Raw genomic sequence first — 21,689 nt, forward strand, 5'->3', positions numbered from 1 at the left:
CGTGAAGCGGCGCGCGTCTGTCATCATGCCGCGGCGCTGCGTTCAGGCTCGCACGGCGCGTCGCCTTCGGCGCTCGCAAGGCCGAAGTCTTCAGGGAAATGGTCCAGCGCGGACAGCACCGGGTAGGGGGTCATCCCGCCCATCGCGCACAGCGAGCCGTGCAGCATCGTGTCGCACAGCTCGCGCAGCAACGTCACGTGGTGCGTGCGCGCGCGCGCGTCCTGCTCCGGGGCACGGAGCTTGTCGATGACCTCCGCGCCGCGCGTGGAGCCGATCCGGCACGGCGTGCACTTGCCGCACGATTCAAGCGCACAGAAGTGCATCGCATAACGCGCCAGCTCGGCCAGGTTGGCGGTGTCATCGTGGACCACGATGCCGCCGTGGCCCACGACGGCGCCGATCGCCGTATAGGCTTCGTAATCCAGCGGCACGTCCCACTGGCTCGGCGGCAGATAGGTGCCGAGCGGGCCGCCGACCTGGATCGCGCGTGCGGGGCGTCCACTCGCCGTGCCGCCTCCGAATTCGAACACCAGTTCGCGCAGCGTGACGCCGAACGCAACTTCGACCAGCCCGCCGCGCTGTACATTGCCGGCGAGTTGGAACGGTAGCGTGCCACGCGAGCGCCCCATGCCGAAGTCTCGGTAGAACGCATCGCCGCGCGCGAAAATGATCGGCACGGACGCCAGCGTGATCACGTTGTTGATCACCGTCGGCTTGCCTCGGTAGCCGGCCAACGCGGGCAGCGGTGGCTTGGCGCGCACGATGCCTCGCTTGCCTTCGAGCGATTCGAGTAGCGCCGTCTCCTCGCCGCAGACATACGCGCCGGCGCCTTTCGCGACGAACAGATCGAAAGCCCGACCGGAGCCCAGCACATCTGGGCCGAGCCAGCCGGCGGCGCGCGCACGGGCGATCGCCGCGTTCAATCGCGCGATCGCCAACGGGTATTCGCTGCGCACGTAGAGGTAGCCTTGCGTCGCACCGGTCGACACGCCGGCGATGATCATGCCTTCGATCAGGCCAAATGGGTCACATTCCATCGACAAGCGGTCCGAGAACGTGCCGCTGTCACCTTCGTCCGCGTTGCAGACTACGTATTTTTGGTCTGCCTGGGCTTGCAGTACCGTGCGCCACTTAATACCTGCCGGAAACGCGGCGCCGCCGCGTCCGCGCAGTCCAGCGTCAATCAGTAACTGGCAGGCGGCGGCTGGCGCCATCTGCAACGCGCGGTGCAGGCCTTGCAGGCCACCGTGCGCAACATAGTCGTCGATCGATAGCGGATCGATGAGGCCGATCCGGGAAAAGGTCAAACGCTGTTGCTTGCTTAGGTAGGGGAGGGCTTCGACGAGGCCGACGCATTTCGGATGGGCCGCTGCCCGTGCTTGCGCAGCGTCGTCGGTGTGGAAACCCGAGTCGAACAACGCGTCGATGTCCTGCAACGCAACGTTAGCGTAGCCGATGCGGCCGGCGGCCGTGCCGACCTCCACGAGTGGCTCCAACCAGGACAATCCTCGCGAGCCGTTGCGTACCAGCTCGATGTCGAGCGCGCGTCGCGCGGCTTGTCCCGCGATGGCCTGCGCGATCTCGTCTGCTCCGAGCGCGATCGCTGTCGTATCGGACGGCACGTAAATGCGAATCGCCATTAGCACGCTCCCCGTTGCGCGTCGCCGATCGCCGCGGCGAGCACTGTATCGAGCTTCTCCGGCGTGACGCGGGCGTAGGGCTTGCCATTGACCATCATCGCCGGGGACGTGCTGCACAAGCCCAGGCAGTACGCGGATTGCAACTCAACTGCCGGGTGGCCGGCGAGCGGTGCGGCCGGTGGCGCCGCGCGATGGTCGTCGCCGTGGCGACACGCATCGAAGCGGTGACCCGTGCGGGTCTCGGCATGCCGCGCCAGCGCTTCGCTGCCCATCGCGCGACAGGATTCGGCGCGGCACAGCTGGACTGTCACGGCGGCCGGTGGCGATGTGCGAAAGTGATGGTAATACGTGATCACGCCATGGACTTCGGCGCGCGACAAGTTCATTGCCTGGGCAAGCGGGGCGATGACACTGTCGGGGATGTAACCAGCATCGTCCTGGATTGCGTGCAAAACGCTTAATAGCGAATGTCCCGGTACGGCGCGCGCTGCCGCACTCGTGTGGTGCGCGACAAGCCGAGCTGCCGCGTCCGGCGCCAATGCGGCGCCCGTTGCACGGCCGGTAGAGGGTTCTGCCAAGGGGCCTCCGGTGGGGGAGTAGTATATGATTTATCCGTTCATATACCGTTCGTTGGATTGATGTCTTTTTCGAACGTTAGTCGTTGCCGGTGTCGATTTCAATAGGAAAATAAATTGCATATGAGTATGCCCAGGATCGAAGCGGTGTCCGAATGGCGGATCGCGGGTACGGATCACGCGGGCGGGCGCTTGTCGGACGTGATCCTGCTGCTGACGCGACTGGTCGAGCTGGGCAGCATTGCGAGCGCGGCGCAAGCGCTCGGTCTGTCGTACCGGCACGCATGGGGCGTGCTGCGTGCGGCCGAACAGCGCCTTGGCGGCCCATTGCTGATCAAGGTTCGAGGCCAAGGTTCGCTGCTGTCCCCGCTCGGCGAAAAACTGCTGTGGGCCGAGCGCGTGCGTATCGAACGGCTGGAGCCGCTCGCGCAGTCGCTCGGCGTCGAAGTCACCGAGGAAATCCGGCGATTGCTGGCCCCAGAGCGGCGTGACGTGCGGATTCACGCGTCACATGGATATGCCGTCGCGGCGCTGGTACAAGCGCTCGCCGAAGACGGCACCCCGGTGGAGATCCGGTATCGGGACAGTGCGGACGCCGTCGCGTCGTTGTCGCGCGGCGAATGCGACCTGGCCGGTTTCCACTTGCCGATTGGACCATTCCGCGCAGTATGCGCGGCCGTCTACCGGCCATGGCTGGACGACAGGCGACACGTGCTGATTCACCTGGCGCGCCGCAAGCAGGGGTTGTTCGTGCCGAAGGGCAATCCGCAGCACATCGGCGGCCTTGCCGACCTGTCCCGCGAAGGCTTGCGCTTTGTCAATCGTCAGCCAGGCTCCGGCACGCGCATGCTGCTCGACCTGATGCTGCGCGATATCGGTATCGATCCGACGCGCATCAACGGCTACGCGTCAACCGAACTGACGCATTCGGCGATCGCGGCGTTCGTGGCGAGCGGTAAGGCCGATGTCGGGTTCGGCGTTCAGCCGGCGGCTGCGTATTTCGGACTGGACTTCATTCCGATAGTCGATGAGGATTATTACTTCGCGTGCGAGCAAGCCGCGCTTGATATGGCACCGTTATCGACGATTGTCGATGAGTTGCGCGGCGACGCGTTCAAAGGCGCGGTCGCGCAACTGCACGGGTACGATGCCGCGCGCTGCGGCGACTGCGTTCCGCTTCAGGAGGGCGTGGGGCCGCGGAATTGATCCGGATATCTTATTATTTAAAGGGCGTCAGGACGGTGGGGAGCGAGGCCTTCGCGCACGGCAATATGTGATCGCGTACCTGAATAGCCTGAGTTGTGCATTGGTGTAGTGTGCGGTTTCAGCATGATAGAAGGATGTCAAGCGCTATGACCAAGGTGCACTCACTGCAGCAGCTTTCCCTGACCGACTTGCCGACGGACAGCGGCTTGGATCGTTTTATTAAAGATATAGATTCGCTCACACCGAAGAGTCGGGGCGGGGCGTCAAGTACCGGGCGGCCGGGTGAGCTGGCAGGCCTGCGTTCCCGGCATCGCGCAAGCGAAGAGTCAAGCAAGGTGACGCACTCGCCTGCTGAATCGAGCAAGAAATCCTTCGACAGTACGAGTTCATCGAAGTCGGGGAGCCGGTTCACTGAACTACTAGAAGAGAATTGGCCTCAAAAAGCTGAGAATTTGAAGCAAAAAACGGCTGTGGAGCCGTTTGTTAATCATCTGGACGTTGGGCAGACAAAGTCAAAGACGGCTACGGCGCGGTTTGCCGATGATCATCTCGCAGGAGAGGAGGCGAAGCTAAAGACGGATGCCGAACGATTCATCGGTCACCTCGTCAAGGGAATCGATGCACAATACGATGCGCTTACCAAGTTTTTCGATGARACCTATAGTGACTGGAAAAAGAACTTTGTAAAACATGACGTCCAACCCGAGGAGCCCAAGCAGCGGGGTAGGCGCCGTGAAGGTACCTTCAGTCGCTTGACCGACTCGCTGAAAAATATAGGGCGACGACGCTCTAACTCGACTCAATCGATGGGAGTAAAACAACCCAGCCGGGCCAGGTGTTGCTGCCTCGGCTGCGGATGCAACGCCTGTTTCGTCAGCGAAACGGGCGCCCAAGCTTCGTGCGCGCAGCGCGTCGGCGGAAAATATCCGCAACGGTTTTTCGACGTTGACGAGAAAACTTAGTGTGAAGCGCCGTAAGTCGATGTCGGATACCGCCGCCACCTCGGGGGCCGCCGATGGGTCGTCTGTTCCGCCGGTCCCCCCGCTGCCGGACCGCGTCAAGGTCCGCAAGCCGAAGCGCTGATTCAGCGGTTACTGACCCCGGCTTAAAACGGCTACGCGCTCGCGGACTCGAGCTGTGTGGCAATACGTCGATGCGTCGGCTGGCTTACGCTCGGCGTCACCGCCCGACGAATGACACGCGACCCGGCACGCCGCCGTGGCGCTGCGCGATCGCCGCTGCACCGGTGATATTTTGCTTAAGAAAGTTGGGTGGCGGGACACTCGCCCACCACTAACAGTTGCATGAACGTACGCATGCCAGACCATGCCAGTCGGAGCGGGCGTTCGCGCCCCATCTACAACGAGCGCTTGGCGGAAGCACATAAAAAAAACCAACCGAGCGTGGTTGGGGCTTGAATAGTGGTGGAGCCGGCGGGAATCGAACCCGCGTCCGTAAGCACTCTACAACCAGTTCTACATACTTAGTCCAGTCTTTTGCTTTAACCGCACCGACGCGGACGAACACGCTTCGCTACGGCGAGTCACTGAGTTTTCGGCCCCGGCGCCGTGACCTCACCGGGGATTAGCTGACGTGAATGACCTCGCGCGGTCTTGCGACCCTAGCCCGTCAGCGAGCTAGTGCGAGGCAGGCCGGTGTTAAGCGGCCAGTGCGTACGTTTCGTCGTTCGCAGTTACTTAAGTCCCATTGATTTACGAGGTGACGGGTCCTCGGTATGCCCTGTATTGCTTCGCTACCCACGTCGAAACCAGGTCGGCCCCAAAAAGTAGGTGATCATTATCTCACAGACTATAAGATGTGGTCGATGGGTCGGCTTCAAGTAACGGGCACGTCCAGCACAAGTAACGGGCGCATCCAGTACACCGCGTTCGTGTTACTGCGACATGACCCCCGAACAGGCGCTGCAGTTCCGTTGTTGTTTCGACCACGTGATCAGCCCCCCAATTGGACAGGGCCACGTCGCTGCCGCAATAGCCATAGGCCGCCACGACGGCCAGCATGCCGGCCGCCTTGCCGGCCTCGATATCGCGCAGGTCGTCGCCGATGTAGACCGCGCTGGTCGGCACGATGCCGAGTCGCTGTGCAGCCAGCAACAGCGGCTTGGTGGCCCATTGCTGGTCAAGGTCCATGGTCAAAGTTTAGTGCTGCCGCCACTAGGTGAAAAGCTGCTTTGGGCCGAGCGTATGCGGGTGGAGCGGCTCAGTCCACAGTTGCTGAGCATCGAAGGAGCGGACGAGATTGGGCGGCTTATTACGCCGGCGCGACGCAGTATGCAGATCCATGCATCACATGGGCATGCGATTGCGGCATTCGTTGCAAGTGGCAACGTCGATGTCGGATTCGGCGTGCAGTCGGCAGCTGCCTAATTTGGCTTAGAGTTCATACCAATAATTGATAAGGGATACTACTTTATTTGTCACGGGGATACAACTTATACGTCACCCTTGGCGATGATCGGCGACGAGTTACGCAGTGGTGACTTTCGACACATGGTTGCCCAACTGGACGGATAGGAGGCTTACTGCCGCGGCAATTGCGTGGTGGTTCATCCAGTATTGGGAATTCAATATTAATTAGGGATGTTGCAGGTCATTGAAGAAACGCAGGATGTTCGCTTGTTTCGCCAATGCTAATGTGTGATCGTGTATGCGCCTCGATTGTCTGCGATCTGGGGTAGTGTGAGTTTTCGCTAAGAGATAAGGTCTAAACGCAATATGACGATTCAGTCGGATCCACGGAGCCTATATTCCACCGGGAATCTCAAGTACCACCAACAATCGAGCAGTGTCAGCGACTCGTCGACATCGGAAGCAGACGATACTGTGCCGTTAGCAAGCCTGTATCGCCACCGGCTTATCGCTCCCAGCACGCGGCCCGGGACAGGATTACTCGCGCAGCTTAGGGCGGATCAATGTCCTGTTAAACCTAGGCAGTCACCGACGCAATTTATAGAAGAGCAATTTTACAATGGAAACATACGTACTTCTAATTTAATTAAGGACATTAGGGATACGTGTGCCCAATGGAATACGCAGTATGTGAACGCAGGATCTCACAAGACTGCAAAGGAGTCGATCCCGCCAACAGTCAGTACTCGATCTTCGGATGGAAGTTATACAAAAGAGCCGCAGTCTGCAGAAGAGGCAGCGGATCGGTACTTGCATCGAGTCGAACCCGCTTGGTGTTAGCCGGGAGGCCGTGCTTGAGTATTTCTGTGCCACGTATCCTAATCGCGCCAATCGGACGACGAAACCCATGCAAAGCTCGCCTCAGAACGTACCGGTGAGCGGCAATACGACACCGGTCATGCGCCATCGCGCTATCGGGCGCAGTCAATCGATGTCAAACGCCCCGGAACGCCCCCCTGTTTTGCTTGAGGCAACCCCAGTGCCGCCGTTGCCCGAACGCCAGCGTCCGTCTGTGCTGAAGCGCTGGATTTCCAGCGTCTCGCTAGGCAAGCGTCATCGACGGCATAACAATGTGTCGGCGTCCTGAAATATCGTTCGTGCGGTGATTCTACTGCCGATGTGCTACTCCAGCAGGCACTGCTGGAGCGCGCGCGTATTGGTGGAGCCGGCGGGAATCGAACCCGCGTCCGTAAGCACTCTACAACCAGTTCTACATACTTAGTCCAGTCTTTTGCTTTAACCGCACCGACGCGGACGAACACGCTTCGTTACGGCGAGTCACTGAATTTTCGGCCCCGGCGTCGTGACCTCACCGGGGATTAGCTGACGTGAATGACCTCGCGCGGTCTTGCGACCCTAGCCCGTCAGCGAGCTAGTGCGAGGCAGGCCGGTGTTAAGCGGCCAGTGCGTACGTTTCGTCGTTCGCAGTTACTTAAGTCCCATTGATTTACGAGGTGACGGGTCCTCGGTATGCCCTGTATTGCTTCGCTACCCACGTCGAAACCAGGTCGGCCCCGAAAAGTAGATGCCTATTATCACACAGACCATAAGATGGGGTCGATGGGTCGGCTTCAAGTAACGAGCGCGTCCAGCACAAGTAACGGGCGCGCCCAGTACATCGCGTTCGTGTTACTGCGACAAGACCCCGAACAGGCGCTGCAGTTCCGTTGTTGTTTCGACCACGTGATCGGCCCCCCAATTGGACGGGGCCACGTCGCTGCCGCAATAGCCATAGGCCGCCGCGACGGTCAGCATGCCGGCCGCCTTGCCGGCCTCGATATCGCGCAGGTCGTCGCCGATGTAGACCGCGCTGGTCGGCGCAATGCCGAGCTGCTGTGCGGCCAGCAATAGCGGCGCAGGGTGGGGTTTCGGGTACGGTGTGGTATCGCCGCCGATGACGCACCCGGCGCTGGCGCCCAGGCCCAGCCGGGCGACCAGCGGCAATGCCAGCCGTTCGACCTTATTCGTGACAATGCCCCACTGAATGCCGCGCGCGGACAGTGCGTCAAGCAATGGACGAATGCCGTCGAACAGCGTCGTGTCGATGCAAAGATCGGCCTCATAGTGGGCGAGGAACTCTTCCCGCATTGCGCTGAAATCGGGGTCGTGTGGCCCAATGCCGAATGCACCGCCGAGCAGCCCGCGTGCACCGGCCGAGGCCAACGGACGCAGCCTCTGCAGCGGCACCGCCGGTAAGCCGCGCCCGCGGCGCATCTTGTTGACTGCTGCCACTAGATCCGGTGCGGTATCGGCGATCGTACCGTCCAAGTCGAACAAGACCGCGCGGCAAGTCGCGAACACGGCGGCGGGTATTGGGCCGGTCGGCGAGACAGTGTCTGTCATGTCGTTGCGGTTCACGTGGCGCGTTGGCACGCAAGCATGTAATTGACGCGGGTATCGTCGGTCAACGCGAAGCGCTGGCCGATCGGGTGATAGGCTACCCCTTTGAATTCGTGCGCGAGCAATCCGGCGTCACGAACGAACTTGGCAAGCTCCGATGGCTTGATGAAGCGCGTATAGTCGTGCGTGCCCCGCGGCAGCATCTGCATCACGTATTCAGCGCCGATTACCGCGAACAAATAGGCCTTTAGATTTCGGTTCAGCGTCGAGAAGAACACCCAGCCGCCTGGCTTCACCAACTGCGCGCAGGCGCGCACGATGCTCACCGGTCGCGGGACGTGTTCCAGCATCTCCATGCAGGTGACCACGTCATATGTCGCCGGCTCGCGATCGGCGAGTGCCTCCGCGGAGATTGCTTCATACTCGACGTTTGTCACGCCGCTCTCCAGGCTGTGCAGGTCGGCGACGCCGAGTGCGTTTTCGGACAAATCGATTCCCTTGACCGACGCGGCGCCCAGTTGCGCAATCGACTCCGACAAGATGCCGCCGCCGCAGCCGACATCGAGCACCCGTTTGTCGAGCAAATGGGCGTGCGAGTCGATCCACGCCAGTCGCAGCGGGTTCATGTCGTGAAGCGGTTTGAATTCGGCTTTGGGATCCCACCAGCGATGAGCGAGATCGCTGAATTTTTGCAGTTCGTGTGGATCGGCGTTGGTCATGTCGGGCAAGGCAGGGGCGGCAGCAAGGCGGCGCGGCGCGCCGCCGCGAACTGCTCACGCGGCTAATAGTTACCAGTATATCGGGCCGCTGACGCGCCGGCAAAGCGGTGCCTGCGCGATTATTGCCGCGACTGGCATCGAGCGGAACGTGCGGCGCCGTGGGTAATGCTCGGATGAGGGCGAAAAAAAGCCCTGCCGATGCAGGGCTAGGTACCTCGGTTGCAAGCGAGCCGACTTATTGCTGCGGCTGGCTCGACGTACCGACGACAGGCTGGTTCGACGTATCGATGGGTTGGCTCGACGTATCGACGGGCAGGCTCTTCGTACCGACGACTTCCACTTCCACGCGGCGGTTCGGTGCCAGGCATGCGATCAGCGCCTTGCGGTTCTTCTGGTTGCAGTCCGTCACGACCGGATTACGCTTGCCCTTGCCTTCCGTGTAGATGCGGTTGGCCGGGATGTCCTTGCTGACCAGATACGCTTTCACCGCTTGCGCACGGCGCAGCGACAGATGGTCGTTGTACTTGTCCGAGCCGATCTTGTCGGTATAGCCCGTGGCGACGACCACTTCGAGGTTCAAGTCTTGGATCTTCGATGCCAGATCATCGAGCTTTTCCTTGCCAGCCGGCTTCAGCACCGCCTTGTCGAAGTCGAACAGCGTGTCCGCCTGATAAGTGACTTTCTGGCTCGTGATGACCGGTGCCGGTACGACCGGCGGGGGGGGCGCCGGCGGCGTCGGAGCCTGAGCCACCAGCGCGCCGTCGCATTTCGCGTTCGCCGTGGCCGGGGTCCAGAACGCATCGCGCCAGCAAAGCTCGCTCGTGCCGTTCATCCACACGTATTCGCCGGTGCCGTTTGCCCAGTTGTCGTTGGCGGCTTGTCGCGAAGCCGGCACCGACTGTGCCGATGCGGATGCAGCCATGACCGCGGTAGCTGCAATGAACGCGAGCTTTGAAAGTTTATTCATATTTCTCCTCTCGAAATTGAGATTACCGCAGCTTTACTGCGAGCCTGTTGACGAAGACAAGTCAGACATTGCGCGAAGTATAACATTATGGCAATGCGGAAAACCGATGTATACACTTCGAACAGGGTCTGGCTTCTGCGCCACATTTTGCCATATTGGTACTATCCAACGATAAATTTCTCCTCCTCGCTAGGCCCTAATCCGGCAATTGTGGTTTGCTCGCAACAGTCGCCGAAGAACACTGTCCAGCTTGGCTGTGCGGCATTGTCGACAGGATTTCGTGACGCCGTCGAGAAGGGGGGGATGAATCGGCCGGCGAGAATCGGCATTCACGCGCGAGCCGTCGCGGCCGGTGGCTCCCTAGCGCGGCACGCCGCTTTAAGTTCGGGACTCACGCGCCGGCCGCGCTGTGTGCCCGCTTACGCGCTGCGCTGCGCGCTGGGGCCGCCGGGCTCACATGCTAGAATCGCGTGATACGCGTTGTCCTCCACCGCCACATCGGCACATGCGCCCACGCCACGCCCGCGGCCTGGGGCAGGCACCGCCAGAGTTTGTCACAGACACCAATAAATGGATCAATTCGCCAAAGAGACCCTGCCCATTTCTCTCGAAGAGGAAATGCGCCGCTCCTACCTCGACTACGCGATGAGCGTGATCGTGGGCCGCGCGCTGCCCGATGCGCGCGATGGGCTCAAGCCGGTGCATCGGCGCGTGCTCTATGCGATGCATGAGCTGAACAACGACTGGAATCGTGCGTACAAGAAGTCCGCGCGGATCGTCGGGGACGTGATCGGTAAATATCACCCGCATGGCGACAGCGCGGTCTACGAGACGATCGTGCGCATGGCGCAGGATTTCTCGTTGCGCTACATGCTGGTGGACGGGCAGGGCAACTTCGGCTCGGTCGACGGCGACAACGCCGCGGCGATGCGCTACACCGAGATCCGGCTTGCGAAGATTGGCCATGAGCTGCTGGCTGATATCGACAAGGAGACCGTCGACTTTGAGCCGAACTACGACGGTAGCGAGACCCAGCCGCAGGTGCTGCCGGCGCGGATCCCGAACCTGTTGATCAACGGCTCGTCCGGTATCGCGGTCGGCATGGCGACGAACATCCCGCCGCATAACTTGAACGAAGTCGTCGACGCGTGCCAGCATCTGCTAAACCATCCGCAAGCGTCGATCGACGAGTTGATCGAGATCGTCCCGGCGCCCGACTTCCCGACGGCGGGGATCGTCTACGGCGTGCAAGGCGTGCGCGACGGCTATCGTACCGGCCGCGGCCGCGTCGTGATGCGCGCCAAGACCCACTTCGAGGAGATCGACCGCGGCCAGCGCATGGCGATCATCGTCGACGAGTTGCCGTACCAGGTGAACAAGCGCTCGCTGCTCGAGCGCATCGCCGAGCTGGTCAACGAGAAGAAAATAGAGGGCATCTCCGATATCCGTGACGAGTCCGACAAGAGCGGCATGCGCGTGGTGATCGAGCTTAAGCGCGGCGAGGTGCCGGAGGTCGTGCTCAACAATCTGTACAAGAACACGCAACTGCAGGATACGTTCGGCATGAACATGGTCGCGCTGATCGACGGTCAGCCGAAGCTGCTGAACCTGCGCGAGTTGCTCGAGTGCTTCCTGTCGCACCGGCGCGAAGTCGTCACGCGCCGCACCCTCTATGAGTTACGCCGCGCGCGCGAGCGTGGCCACGTGCTCGAAGGCTTGGCGGTGGCGCTGGCGAACATCGACGAGTTCATTGCGATCATCAAAGCGGCACCGACGCCGCCGATCGCGAAGCAGGCGTTGATGACGCGCGCATGGGACTCGGCGCTAGTGCGCGATATGTTGTCACGCGCGCAAGGCGAAACCCCGGGCGGGCGCGATGCGTTCCGCCCCGATGGGCTGGCGCCCATCTTCGGCATGCAATCCGATGGGCTGTACAAGCTGTCGGACACGCAGGCGCAGGAAATCCTGCAGATGCGCCTGCAGCGCTTGACCGGCCTGGAGCAAGACAAAATCACCGCCGAGTATCGCGAGGTGATGGCGCAGATCGCCGATCTGCTAGATATCCTGGCCAAGCCGGAGCGGATCCGTACGATCATCGCCGACGAGCTGGTCGCGATCAAGGCGGAATTCGGCGACCCGAGGCGCTCGCAGATCGAATTGAACGCCACCGAGCTTGGCACCGAAGATCTAATCACGCCGCAGGACATGGTCGTCACGATGTCGCACGCCGGCTACATCAAGTCGCAGCCGCTGTCCGAGTATCGTGCGCAAAAGCGCGGTGGCCGCGGCAAGCAGGCGATCGTGATGAAGGACGACGATTGGATCGAGACGTTGTTCATCGCGAATACGCATGATTATATTCTGTGTTTCTCGAACCGCGGGCGCGTGTACTGGCTCAAGGTCTACGAGGTGCCGCAGGGCTCGCGCAACTCGCGCGGCCGGCCGATCGTGAACATGTTCCCGCTGCAAGAAGGCGAGAAAATCAACGTGGTGCTACCGGTCAAGGAATTTTCGGCCGACAAGTTCGTATTCCTCGCCACGTCGCTTGGCACCGTGAAGAAGACGCCGCTGGAGGCGTTCTCGCGGCCGCTGAGAAAGGGCATTATCGCGGTGGGGCTCGATGATGGCGATTTCCTGATCGGCGCGCAGATCACCGACGGGCAGCATGACGTGATGCTGTTCTCCGACGCCGGCAAGGCGGTGCGCTTCGACGAGAACGACGTGCGGCCGATGGGGCGGGAGGCACGCGGCGTGCGCGGCATGCAGCTCGAGGAGGGCCAGCAGGTGATCGCGTTGCTAGTGGCCGGCGGCGAGTCGCAATCGGTACTGACCGCAACCGAGAACGGCTACGGCAAGCGCACGCCGATTGCCGAATACACGCGGCATGGGCGTGGCACGAAGGGTATGATCGCGATCCAGACCTCGGAGCGCAATGGCCGGGTAGTCGCCGCGACGCTGGTCGAACCGGATAGCGAGATTATGCTGATCACGACCGCTGGTGTGCTGATCCGTACACGCGTTTCTGAAATCCGCGAGATGGGCCGTGCAACGCAAGGTGTTACACTAATCAGCCTTGACGAGGGCACCAAGCTGTCGGGCTTGCAGCAGATCGCTGAGACCGACGCGGAAGCCGACGCCGAGTCCGATGCGGATACCGGTGGCGCCGACGAATGACGGCTGGCTGCATGTATGTCGGCCGGGTGTGGCTGCTGAGCGAGCGCCGGGTCGACAGAACAACTTTTTCATGGGAGTCGTGATGCAAAAACAATTCAAGCAGTGGATGTTGCTGGCCCTTTTCGTGCCGACGTTGGCGATGGCACAGGCGCTGCCTGCCCAGGGCAGCGCGGCTTCGACCTCCAGTGCAGTGCCGATCGATCCGGCCAAGCAGGCCGCCATCAAGGATCTGCTCGATGCGATCGACGCGCCGAAGCTGGTCGGTGCCATTGCCAACAGTGCACAAATGCAAGCCAAGCAACTGGTGCCGGCGATCCTGTCCGACGCGCTGACCGAGAACAAGGCGCTCAACGACAAGCAGAAGCAGGCTGCCGTGCCGGCGCTGCAAAAGAATGCCGTGCCCAAGCTCGTGGAATCCGCCGGCACGGTATTCAACAGCGAGCCATTCCGCCAGGATGCGATGCAGGCGCAGTATGACGCGTATGCGAAGTACTATTCGGCATCGGAAATCAAGGACCTGACGGCGTTCTATAAGAGCCCGACCGGCCGCAAGTTCATCGAGGTGCAAGATCAGGTGGGCCGCGACGTGGTCAGCGGCTTGATGCAGAAGTACATGCCGGCATCGATCAAGGCGACGCGCGACCAGGCCGACAAGGAAGTGGCTGCGGTCAAGACGAAGTAACGTCGGCCGCGGATGCGCGCTGCTACGCGGGTGACGCGTCGGCGCGTGAGCGGCGGGCTGGGCGCCGCCAGTTGCTTGGCGGTGCCGTGATGGCGATGCCATAATGGCCGTTTGCGATGCTGCAAGCGGCCATTGCTTTTTTTCGACGCAGACGCGTTGTTTGCGTCCGTTTCAGCCAGAGTCCCAGATGCGAGCGTTCAATTTTTCGGCGGGCCCCGCGGCACTGCCTGAAGAGGTATTGCAACAGGCTGCCGACGAGATGCTCGATTGGCACGGCTGCGGCATGGGCGTGATGGAAATGAGCCACCGCGGCCGTGAGTTCTCGTCGATCCACGAGCGGGCATTGCTCGACCTGCGGGAACTGCTGGCGGTGCCGGCCAGCCACCAGATCCTGTTCCTGCAAGGCGGCGGGCTCGGCGCAAACGCGATTGTGCCGATGAACCTGCTCGGCTCGCGCTCGAGCGCGGATTTCGTGTTGACTGGCGCTTGGACGCAGAAGTCCTATCACGAGGCAAAGAAGTATTGCAGTGCGCATATTGCCGCATCGGGCAAGACCGAGGCGGGCTTCACGCGGATGCCGGCAGTGTCGGAATGGCAGCTTGGTGATGATTCCGCGTACGTGCATGTGTGCTCGAACGAAACGATTGACGGCGTCGAAATGTTCGAGTTTCCCGACCTGGGCAATGTGCCGCTGGTGGTCGATGCGTCGTCGCACATTCTGTCGCGTCCGATGGATGTGACCAAGTGCGGCGCGTTGTTTGCCGGCGCGCAGAAGAACATTGGCATTGCCGGCTTGACGATCGTGATCGTGCGCGAGGATCTGCTAGATCGCTCGCTCGCGATTTGCCCGTCGGCGTTTGAGTGGAAGACGGTTGCCGCAAACAACTCGATGTACAACACGCCTCCCACGTATGCGATCTATGTCGCCGGGCTGGTGTTCCAATGGCTGAAGCGCCAGGGCGGGCTTGCCGCGATTGAGGCGCGCAATATCGAGAAGGCCACACTGCTGTATGACTTCATCGACAGCAGCGATTTTTACTCGAACAAGGTCGAGCGCGGGTCGCGCTCGAGAATGAACGTGCCGTTCTTTCTTGCTGACGAATCGCGCAACGACGATTTCCTGGCCGGTGCGAACGCGCGGGGGCTATTGCAACTGAAGGGCCACAGGTCCGTTGGCGGCATGAGGGCATCGATCTACAACGCGGTGCCGTTGGGCGGTGTAAAAGCGCTTGTCGAATACATGAAGGAATTCGAGCAACGCCGCGCCTGAGGTCGCGTGGACCCAAGACTGGTTTTTTCACGAGCCGATGTTGCGATGGACGAAGAACTGAATTTGAAGCTCAAGCCATTGCGCGAGCGCATCGACGAGATCGACCGGCAATTGATCACGCTGCTGAACCAGCGCGCGCAAATTGCTCTCGAGGTCGGCGAGGTCAAGAAGGCGTATAACGCGCCAGTGTTTTGGCCGGAGCGCGAGCAGCAGGTGATCTCGCGTCTGCAGGCGTTATCCACCGGGCCGCTGGGCGGCGAGCATATCGCGTTGATCTGGCGCGAGATCATGGCGGCGAGCCGCCAACTCGAGAAAGCGCAGCGGGTGGCGTATCTGGGCCCGCAGGGCACCTATAGCGAGCAGGCGATGCTCGGCTATTTCGGCCAGTCGATGACCGGCCTGCCGTGCGTGTCGATCGACGAGGTGTTCCGCTCGGTCGAGGCGGGCGCAGCCGATTTTGGCGTCGTGCCCGTCGAGAATTCGACCGAAGGTGCAGTGTCGCGCACGCTGGACCTGTTGCTGGAGACGTCGCTGCAGATCAGCGGTGAGCTATCGCTGCCGATCCAGCATCATCTGCTCACGCAAAGCGGCACGTTGCAACGGGTCACGCGGGTGTGCGCGCACGCGCAAGCGCTCGCGCAGTGCCAGAATTGGCTCTTTGCCAACGCGCCGCTGCTCGAGCGTCAGGCAGTGTCAAGCAATGCCGAGGCTGCCCGGGTGGCGGCGGCGGATCCCACCGTCGCGGCGATTGCCAGCGAACGCGCCGGGACGCAGTATGGCTTGCAAACCGCGTTCGCGTTGATTCAGGACGATCCGCGCAATCGCACGCGTTTCCTGATCATCGGCGGCGATTCGCCGGGTGCAACGGGTTGTGACAAGACATCGGTGATTTTCTCGGTGAAGAACGAACCGGGTGCCGTATTCCGGATGCTCGAGCCGCTGGCACGGCATGGTGTATCGATGAGCCGTTTCGAGTCGCGCCCGGCGCGCAGCAGTGCGTGGGAGTATTTTTTCTATATTGATCTTGAAGGCCATCGGCAAGACGCGGCGGTCGCGGCCGCGCTCGCGGAGCTGGAGCATACCGCAGCCTATGTGAAGATACTCGGCTCCTATCCGCGGGCCCGGTAGGGTCCGCGCCGGTGGGCCATCCGGTGGCGGCTGACGTGTGAACGTCATCGCCTGCCACGGCCGTTGGCCAACCTCGTCGTCATTTGTCTGGAGCTTGAACATCATGTCAGCCATGCAATACGGTCCGCCCCACGTGCGTGCGCTTGCCCCCAAACGAAGTGTTCCTGGCCGCGCTGCAAAAGGCGCTGGCACCGTCCTGATCCCGCAGGCGCATATCGTGCACCTCATTACGCTATCGTATCGTGGCCGCGTTCTCGTTTAATAAACTCGTCGTCGTCGGCGTCGGGCTGATCGGCGGCTCATTGGCGTTGGCGCTGCGCGAGCGTCACGGCGGCACCGGCACGATCGTCGGTGTCGGCCGCGGCGCTGGCTCGCTGCGCACGGCGCTCGAGCGGCGCGTCATTGATGAGGCGATCGTGGTCGACGATGACGCCGCGCTGGCCGGCGCGTTGCGCGGCGCGGATTGGGTCGTGCTGGCGGCGCCCGTCGCGCAGACCCGTGCGCTGCTTGGTGCCATCGCGCCGCACTTGGAGCGATCCACGATCGTCACCGACGCGGGCAGCACGAAGCAAGACGTCATTGCCGCTGCCCGCGCCGCGCTAGGCACGCGGCTCGCGCAGTTCGTGCCTGGGCATCCGATCGCTGGACGCGAATCCAGCGGGGTCGAGGCGGCGCTTGCCGACCTGTATGTGGGGCGCAAGGTGGTGTTGTGCCCGCTCGCGGAGAACCCACGCGCGTTGGTGGACCGGGTAGCCGCCATGTGGGAGGCGAGCGGCGCCTCGCTGCATGAGATGACTGCGCAGCAGCATGATGCGGTTTTCGCCGCCGTTAGCCACTTGCCGCATGTGCTGTCGTTCACGCTCGTCGAGACGATCCTGCGCGCGCCGGATGCGGCGTTGAAGCTCTCGTTCGCCGGCGGGGGCTTTCGCGACTTCACGCGGATCGCGGCGTCGAGTCCGGAAATGTGGCGCGACATCTGCGTGGCCAACCGTGATGCGCTACTAGACGGGATCGACGCTTACTCGGCCGTACTTGCGACAGTGCGTGCGGCGATCGCTGCGGGCGATGGTGCGATGCTCGAAGCGCTGTTCGCGCGTTCGCGCAGCGCGCGGGTGCAATGGGGTCACGAGCGTGATGCGGCGTCCAAGCTCAAGCAGTGCTAAAAGGAGCTTCTATTATGGAATACCTCGACCTCGGACCCTACACGCGCGCGACCGGCACGGTGCGCCTGCCTGGCTCCAAGAGTATTTCGAACCGCGTACTGCTGCTGGCGGCATTGGCTGAGGGCGTCACGACGATCGACAACCTGCTCGATTCGGATGACACCCGCGTCATGCTGGCCGCGCTCGAACAACTGGGCGTCACGCTGCAGCATGACGCCGCGCAGTGGCGTTGCACCGTGACAGGCGCTGGGAGCGTGTTTCCGGTCAAGCGGGCGGCGTTGTTTCTCGGCAACGCGGGAACCGCTGTGCGGCCGCTAACCGCGGCGTTGGCAGTCATGGGCGGCGAGTATCGACTGCATGGCGTACCGAGAATGCACGAGCGTCCGATCGGTGACCTGGTCGATGGCCTGCGGCAGCTCGGGGCGCGAATCGACTATGAAGGCAATCCGGGTTATCCGCCGTTGCTCGTGCATCCGGCGTCGCTTCGCGCGAATGCGCCGATTCGCGTGCGCGGTGACGTATCGAGCCAGTTTCTGACTGCGCTGCTGATCACGCTGCCGCTGGTGGAGACGGCTGGCGGCGAGGCGGTGGTCGAAGTCGAGGGCGAGCTCATCTCCAAGCCGTATGTTGAGATCACGATCCGCTTGATGGAGCGCTTCGGCGTGCACGTGCAGCGCGACGGTTGGCGGCGCTTCATCGTGCCGGCCGCCGGCTGCGCGCGTTACCGCTCGCCGGGCCGGATCGTCGTCGAAGGCGACGCATCGTCGGCGTCCTATTTCCTCGCGGCCGGCGCGCTCGCCCATGGGCCGGTGCGTGTCGAAGGAGTCGGGCGGGCCAGCATCCAAGGCGACGTGCAGTTTGCCGACGCGTTGGTCCGCATGGGGGCGAATGTGATGATCGGCGACGATTGGATCGAAGTGCGCGGGGTCGAATCAGATGATGGCAGGCTGCAGCCGTTGGACATGGATTGCAATCTGATTCCGGATGCCGCGATGACGATTGCAGTCGCCGCGTTGTTTGCCAGCGGCATGACCACGCTGCGCAACATCGGCAGCTGGCGGGTTAAGGAAACGGACCGGATCGCCGCCATGGCCACCGAGCTGCGCAAACTGGGGGCGCACGTCGAGGAAGGCGCGGACTACTTGCGTGTGGCGCCGCCTGCCGCGCTGACGCCTAATGCCGCAATCGACACGTATGATGACCATCGGATGGCAATGTGTTTCTCACTGGTCAGTCTGGGCCATGTTCCGGTGAGGATTCACGATCCCAGTTGCGTCGGCAAGACGTTTCCCGATTATTTCGACAGATTTGCCGCGATTACCCGCGCTTGATCCAGTGCCGGCGGCCGGCCGGTCCGCATACGTGCGGTCGGTCGTTTCGTTTCAAGTATTTTAGTCTTCAAATAGAGTAATGAAGTCCAATCGTCCATTTCATGAACCCGTGCCGGTCATCACGATTGACGGGCCGACGGCATCTGGCAAAGGCACGGTCGCGCAATTGGTGGCGGCACACCTGGGCTTTCATTTGTTGGACAGCGGCGCGCTGTATCGGCTGGCGGCGCTGGCGGCGCAGCGCTACGGAGTGGGCAAGGACGACGTCGCCGCGCTGGTGGCGCTGATCGATGACCTGCATATCACCTTTCGCGAAGGCTGTGCGCAATTGGATGGTGTGGACGTCTCGACCGAGATTCGGCAGGAGGCCATCGGCAAGCTGGCCTCGGCGATCGCGGTACACGCGCCGGTGCGCGGCGCGCTGGTGGCCCGACAGCGCGCGTTTCGCAAGCCGCCCGGCTTAGTCGCGGACGGCCGCGACATGGGCACGGTGATTTTTACCGACGCGGTATTGAAGGTGTTTTTGACGGCAAGCGCGGAGGCCCGCGCGCAGAGGCGTTATAAGCAATTGATACAAAAAGGGTTTTCTGCTAATATCGATGACCTTCTGCGGGATCTGCGCGAGCGTGACGCGCGCGATGCGAATCGCGCAAGCGCGCCGCTCAAGCCAGCGGCGCATGCGCGCCTGCTCGACACGTCCACGTTGTCGATCGGCGAAGCGGTTGACCGGGTCGTGGCTTGGTACCAGCAAATCGAGCCGGCCACCGGTGCCACGAACGCGGGCCATGGCCGGCAAGGCCCGCAGGCATGAGCGTTGCGGCTATACCGCGACGGATCGGGCAGTCATGCATCGGCGGTGAGGCTTCGTAGTGCCCGATGCAATGGTAGTGAATAGCAGTACCGTAGGTATTCCACGGTGACGTGGGATGTATTTTCAACCCTTAACCCCGCATGCGGTCGCTGGCGATCATGAAGCCGAGTCCCGCCCCATGCACCATTTCATTTTTATGTCCGACCTGCAAACCTCTAACCCGAATACTGAATCTTTTGCGGCTCTGTTCGAAGAGTCGCTGACCCGCCAGGACATGCGCGCAGGCGAAGTGATCTCTGCCGAAGTCGTGCGCGTTGACCACAATTTTGTGGTCGTCAACGCGGGTCTGAAGTCTGAAGCCTACATTCCGATCGAAGAGTTCCTGAATGATCAGGGCGAGGTTGAGGTGCAGGCGGGCGATTTCGTATCGGTCGCGATCGACGCCCTCGAGAACGGCTATGGCGATACGATCTTGTCGCGCGACAAGGCCAAGCGCCTTGCTTCGTGGCTTGCGCTTGAAAAGGCGCTGGACAACAACGAGCTTGTGACCGGCACGATTACCGGCAAGGTTAAGGGCGGCATGACCGTGATGGTCAACGGCATCCGTGCGTTCCTGCCCGGCTCGCTGGTTGACACCCGTCCAGTCAAGGACACGACGCCGTACGAGGGCAAGACGCTCGAGTTCCGCGTGATCAAGCTGGACCGTAAGCGCAACAACGTCGTGCTGTCGCGCCGCGCGGTGATCGAAGCCACGCAAGGCGAAGAGCGCGCGAAGCTGCTCGAGACGCTGAAGGAAGGCGCGATCGTCAATGGCGTCGTGAAGAACATCACTGACTACGGTGCGTTCGTTGACCTCGGCGGCATCGATGGCTTGCTGCACATCACCGACATCGCGTGGCGTCGTGTGCGTCACCCGAGCGAAGTGCTGTCTGTGGGCCAAGAAGTGACCGCGAAGATCCTGAAGTTCGATCAGGAGAAGAATCGTGTGTCGCTTGGCATCAAGCAGCTCGGCGACGATCCGTGGGAAGGCATTTCGCGTCGCTACCCGTCCGGCACGCGGCTGTTCGGCAAGGTCACAAACATTACCGACTACGGCGCGTTCGTCGAAGTCGAGTCGGGCATCGAAGGCCTCGTGCACGTGTCCGAGATGGACTGGACCAACAAGAACGTCGCGCCGAGCAAGGTGGTGCAGCTCGGTGACGAAGTGGAAGTCATGGTGCTCGAGATCGACGAGGACCGCCGCCGTATCAGCCTTGGGATGAAGCAATGCAAGCCGAATCCGTGGGATGACTTCAGCCGCAACTTCAAGAAGGGCGACAAGATCACCGGCGCAATCAAGTCGATTACCGATTTCGGCGTGTTCATCGGCCTGCCGGGCGGGATCGATGGCCTGGTGCACTTGTCGGACCTGTCGTGGAGCGAATCCGGCGAGGAAGCGGTCCGCAAGTACAAGAAGGGCGACGAGGTCGAGGCCATGGTGCTCGGCATCGATGTCGAAAAAGAGCGCATCTCGCTGGGTATCAAGCAGCTGGAAGGCGACCCGTTCAGCAACTTCGTGGCGATGAACGACAAGGGTTCCATCGTCGATGGCACGGTCAAGGCCGTCGATCCGAAGGGGGCCGTGATCCAGTTGAGCGTCGAGGTCGAAGGCTATCTGCGGGCGTCGGAAATCGCGCAAGATCGTGTCGAGGACGCACGCAATGTGCTGAAGGAAGGTGACAAGGTCAACGTGATGGTCATCAATATTGACCGCAAATCGCGCGGCATCCAGCTGTCGATCAAGGCGAAGGACTCCGCGGAGCAGCAGGAAGCGATGCGTGGCCTGCACGCCGACAGCAGCGCGGCTGCCAGCGGCACGACCAATCTCGGTGCGTTGCTCAAGGCAAAGCTGGACGGTCAACAGAACCAGTAAGGCAGCATGACCAAATCCGAGTTGGTCGCTCAACTGGCGCTGCGATTTCCGCAACTTGTCCTAAAGGATGCGGATTTTGCAGTCAAGGCGATGCTCGACGCGATGTCCGACGCGCTTGCCAATGGTCATCGCATTGAGATACGCGGCTTTGGCAGCTTTGCACTGAATCGTCGTCCGGCCCGGGTCGGACGCAACCCCAAGTCTGGCGAACGAGTCCAGGTCCCGGAGAAATGGGTGCCGCACTTCAAGCCGGGCAAGGAGTTGCGTGAGCGGGTCGACGGCAAGGCCGGCCAACCGATGAAGGCCGACAGTGTCGAGGCGTCGGACGACACATGACGTCAA

17 protein-coding genes, 2 other RNA genes and 1 pseudogene are annotated in these 21,689 nt (G+C 61.8%); 12 read left to right on the forward strand and 8 right to left on the reverse strand.

Going from position 1 to position 21,689, the window contains the following annotated elements; all coding sequences use genetic code 11:
• Positions 1-23: 23 nt before the first annotated feature.
• Together RBRH_RS02890 and RBRH_RS02895 are read right to left on the reverse strand one after the other, a co-directional pair.
• Complete coding sequence (locus tag RBRH_RS02890; protein WP_041753121.1) at positions 24-1,640, reverse strand: formate dehydrogenase beta subunit; 1,617 nt, start codon at positions 1,638-1,640, stop codon at positions 24-26.
• Entirely contained in the window at positions 1,640-2,218 is a 579-nt protein-coding gene (locus RBRH_RS02895) for an NAD(P)H-dependent oxidoreductase subunit E (protein WP_013434446.1), read from the reverse strand. The genes RBRH_RS02890 and RBRH_RS02895 overlap by 1 nt, the downstream gene beginning before the upstream one ends.
• Positions 2,219-2,344: 126 nt before the next feature.
• On the opposite strand from RBRH_RS02895, the gene RBRH_RS02900 reads away from it, so the two are divergent.
• Both RBRH_RS02900 and RBRH_RS02905 read left to right on the forward strand, forming a co-directional pair.
• The gene (locus RBRH_RS02900) at positions 2,345-3,421 is read left to right on the forward strand and encodes a substrate-binding domain-containing protein (RefSeq protein ID WP_041753124.1); all 1,077 of its coding nucleotides are present in this window, start codon (positions 2,345-2,347) and stop codon (positions 3,419-3,421) included.
• A gap of 146 nt (positions 3,422-3,567) precedes the next feature.
• Positions 3,568-4,383: a hypothetical protein gene (locus RBRH_RS02905; RefSeq protein WP_157864327.1), complete on the forward strand. Its 816-nt coding sequence runs from the start codon at positions 3,568-3,570 to the stop codon at positions 4,381-4,383.
• 460 nt (positions 4,384-4,843) lie between these two features.
• On the opposite strand, the gene ssrA (RBRH_RS16690) is transcribed toward RBRH_RS02905, so the two are convergent.
• Both ssrA (RBRH_RS16690) and RBRH_RS18605 read right to left on the reverse strand, forming a co-directional pair.
• Positions 4,844-5,202: a transfer-messenger RNA gene (gene ssrA / locus RBRH_RS16690) on the reverse strand.
• Positions 5,203-5,337: 135 nt separating this feature from the next.
• A pseudogene (locus RBRH_RS18605) lies at positions 5,338-5,541 on the reverse strand (HAD family hydrolase); the annotation flags it as partial.
• A gap of 42 nt (positions 5,542-5,583) precedes the next feature.
• On the opposite strand from RBRH_RS18605, the gene RBRH_RS20085 reads away from it, so the two are divergent.
• A complete protein-coding gene (locus RBRH_RS20085; protein WP_041753128.1) occupies positions 5,584-5,808 on the forward strand; it encodes a hypothetical protein in 225 nt (74 codons plus the stop codon).
• A 1,199-nt stretch (positions 5,809-7,007) separates the two neighbouring features.
• Here the strand turns inward: RBRH_RS20085 and ssrA (RBRH_RS16695) are convergent.
• From ssrA (RBRH_RS16695) to ompA, 4 genes are all read right to left on the reverse strand, one after another.
• Positions 7,008-7,366: a transfer-messenger RNA gene (gene ssrA / locus RBRH_RS16695) on the reverse strand.
• Between the two features lie 113 nt (positions 7,367-7,479).
• Positions 7,480-8,193 carry an HAD family hydrolase gene (locus RBRH_RS02920; RefSeq protein ID WP_049786441.1) on the reverse strand — a complete coding sequence of 238 codons (714 nt, stop codon included), beginning with the start codon at positions 8,191-8,193 and terminating at the stop codon, positions 7,480-7,482.
• A gap of 11 nt (positions 8,194-8,204) precedes the next feature.
• Positions 8,205-8,909 carry a bifunctional 2-polyprenyl-6-hydroxyphenol methylase/3-demethylubiquinol 3-O-methyltransferase UbiG gene (ubiG, locus tag RBRH_RS02925; protein WP_041753129.1) on the reverse strand — a complete coding sequence of 235 codons (705 nt, stop codon included), beginning with the start codon at positions 8,907-8,909 and terminating at the stop codon, positions 8,205-8,207.
• Positions 8,910-9,144: 235 nt separating this feature from the next.
• Entirely contained in the window at positions 9,145-9,876 is a 732-nt protein-coding gene (gene ompA / locus RBRH_RS02930) for an outer membrane protein OmpA (RefSeq protein WP_013434457.1), read from the reverse strand.
• Positions 9,877-10,446: 570 nt separating this feature from the next.
• Here ompA and gyrA point away from each other — a divergent pair.
• The 9 genes from gyrA (at position 10,447) to RBRH_RS02975 (ending at position 21,683) form a co-directional block, all read left to right on the forward strand.
• A complete protein-coding gene (gene gyrA, locus RBRH_RS02935) occupies positions 10,447-13,050 on the forward strand; it encodes a DNA gyrase subunit A (protein WP_013434460.1) in 2,604 nt (867 codons plus the stop codon).
• An 82-nt stretch (positions 13,051-13,132) separates the two neighbouring features.
• Complete coding sequence (locus RBRH_RS02940) at positions 13,133-13,732, forward strand: DUF2059 domain-containing protein (protein ID WP_041754081.1); 600 nt, start codon at positions 13,133-13,135, stop codon at positions 13,730-13,732.
• 187 nt (positions 13,733-13,919) lie between these two features.
• Positions 13,920-15,002: a 3-phosphoserine/phosphohydroxythreonine transaminase gene (gene serC, locus RBRH_RS02945; RefSeq protein ID WP_041754082.1), complete on the forward strand. Its 1,083-nt coding sequence runs from the start codon at positions 13,920-13,922 to the stop codon at positions 15,000-15,002.
• Positions 15,003-15,047: 45 nt separating this feature from the next.
• Positions 15,048-16,130, forward strand: a complete 1,083-nt coding sequence (gene pheA / locus RBRH_RS02950; protein ID WP_041753130.1) for a prephenate dehydratase — start codon at positions 15,048-15,050, stop codon at positions 16,128-16,130.
• Between the two features lie 242 nt (positions 16,131-16,372).
• Positions 16,373-17,293, forward strand: a complete 921-nt coding sequence (locus tag RBRH_RS02955; protein ID WP_013434464.1) for a prephenate dehydrogenase — start codon at positions 16,373-16,375, stop codon at positions 17,291-17,293.
• Between the two features lie 14 nt (positions 17,294-17,307).
• Positions 17,308-18,624, forward strand: coding sequence for a 3-phosphoshikimate 1-carboxyvinyltransferase (gene aroA, locus RBRH_RS02960; protein ID WP_041753131.1), 1,317 nt, complete (start codon positions 17,308-17,310; stop codon positions 18,622-18,624).
• Positions 18,625-18,703: 79 nt separating this feature from the next.
• Complete coding sequence (cmk, locus tag RBRH_RS02965; RefSeq protein WP_013434466.1) at positions 18,704-19,435, forward strand: (d)CMP kinase; 732 nt, start codon at positions 18,704-18,706, stop codon at positions 19,433-19,435.
• A 178-nt stretch (positions 19,436-19,613) separates the two neighbouring features.
• Positions 19,614-21,347 (forward strand): 30S ribosomal protein S1, encoded by a 1,734-nt coding sequence (gene rpsA, locus RBRH_RS02970; RefSeq protein WP_332415119.1) that lies wholly within the window; start codon positions 19,614-19,616, stop codon positions 21,345-21,347.
• Between the two features lie 6 nt (positions 21,348-21,353).
• On the forward strand, positions 21,354-21,683 hold the full coding sequence (locus RBRH_RS02975; protein ID WP_013434468.1) for an integration host factor subunit beta: 330 nt from the start codon (positions 21,354-21,356) through the stop codon (positions 21,681-21,683).
• The last annotated feature ends 6 nt before the right edge of the window (positions 21,684-21,689 follow it).

The sequence above is a fragment of the Mycetohabitans rhizoxinica HKI 454 genome (assembly GCF_000198775.1).
Taxonomy (GTDB): domain Bacteria; phylum Pseudomonadota; class Gammaproteobacteria; order Burkholderiales; family Burkholderiaceae; genus Mycetohabitans; species Mycetohabitans rhizoxinica.

Excerpts from the sequence above, each read along its gene's own strand:
- RBRH_RS02890 (WP_041753121.1), bottom strand. The coding sequence starts at position 1,640 with ATGGCGATTCGCATTTACGTGCCGTCCGATACGACAGCGATCGCGCTC.
- RBRH_RS02900 (WP_041753124.1), top strand. The coding sequence starts at position 2,345 with ATGCCCAGGATCGAAGCGGTGTCCGAATGGCGGATCGCGGGTACGGAT.
- RBRH_RS02920 (WP_049786441.1), bottom strand. The coding sequence starts at position 8,193 with ATGACAGACACTGTCTCGCCGACCGGCCCAATACCCGCCGCCGTGTTC.
- ubiG (WP_041753129.1), bottom strand. The coding sequence starts at position 8,909 with ATGACCAACGCCGATCCACACGAACTGCAAAAATTCAGCGATCTCGCT.
- ompA (WP_013434457.1), bottom strand. The coding sequence starts at position 9,876 with ATGAATAAACTTTCAAAGCTCGCGTTCATTGCAGCTACCGCGGTCATG.
- gyrA (WP_013434460.1), top strand. The coding sequence starts at position 10,447 with ATGGATCAATTCGCCAAAGAGACCCTGCCCATTTCTCTCGAAGAGGAA.
- RBRH_RS02940 (WP_041754081.1), top strand. The coding sequence starts at position 13,133 with ATGCAAAAACAATTCAAGCAGTGGATGTTGCTGGCCCTTTTCGTGCCG.
- serC (WP_041754082.1), top strand. The coding sequence starts at position 13,920 with ATGCGAGCGTTCAATTTTTCGGCGGGCCCCGCGGCACTGCCTGAAGAG.
- pheA (WP_041753130.1), top strand. The coding sequence starts at position 15,048 with ATGGACGAAGAACTGAATTTGAAGCTCAAGCCATTGCGCGAGCGCATC.
- aroA (WP_041753131.1), top strand. The coding sequence starts at position 17,308 with ATGGAATACCTCGACCTCGGACCCTACACGCGCGCGACCGGCACGGTG.
- cmk (WP_013434466.1), top strand. The coding sequence starts at position 18,704 with ATGAAGTCCAATCGTCCATTTCATGAACCCGTGCCGGTCATCACGATT.
- rpsA (WP_332415119.1), top strand. The coding sequence starts at position 19,614 with ATGCACCATTTCATTTTTATGTCCGACCTGCAAACCTCTAACCCGAAT.
- RBRH_RS02975 (WP_013434468.1), top strand. The coding sequence starts at position 21,354 with ATGACCAAATCCGAGTTGGTCGCTCAACTGGCGCTGCGATTTCCGCAA.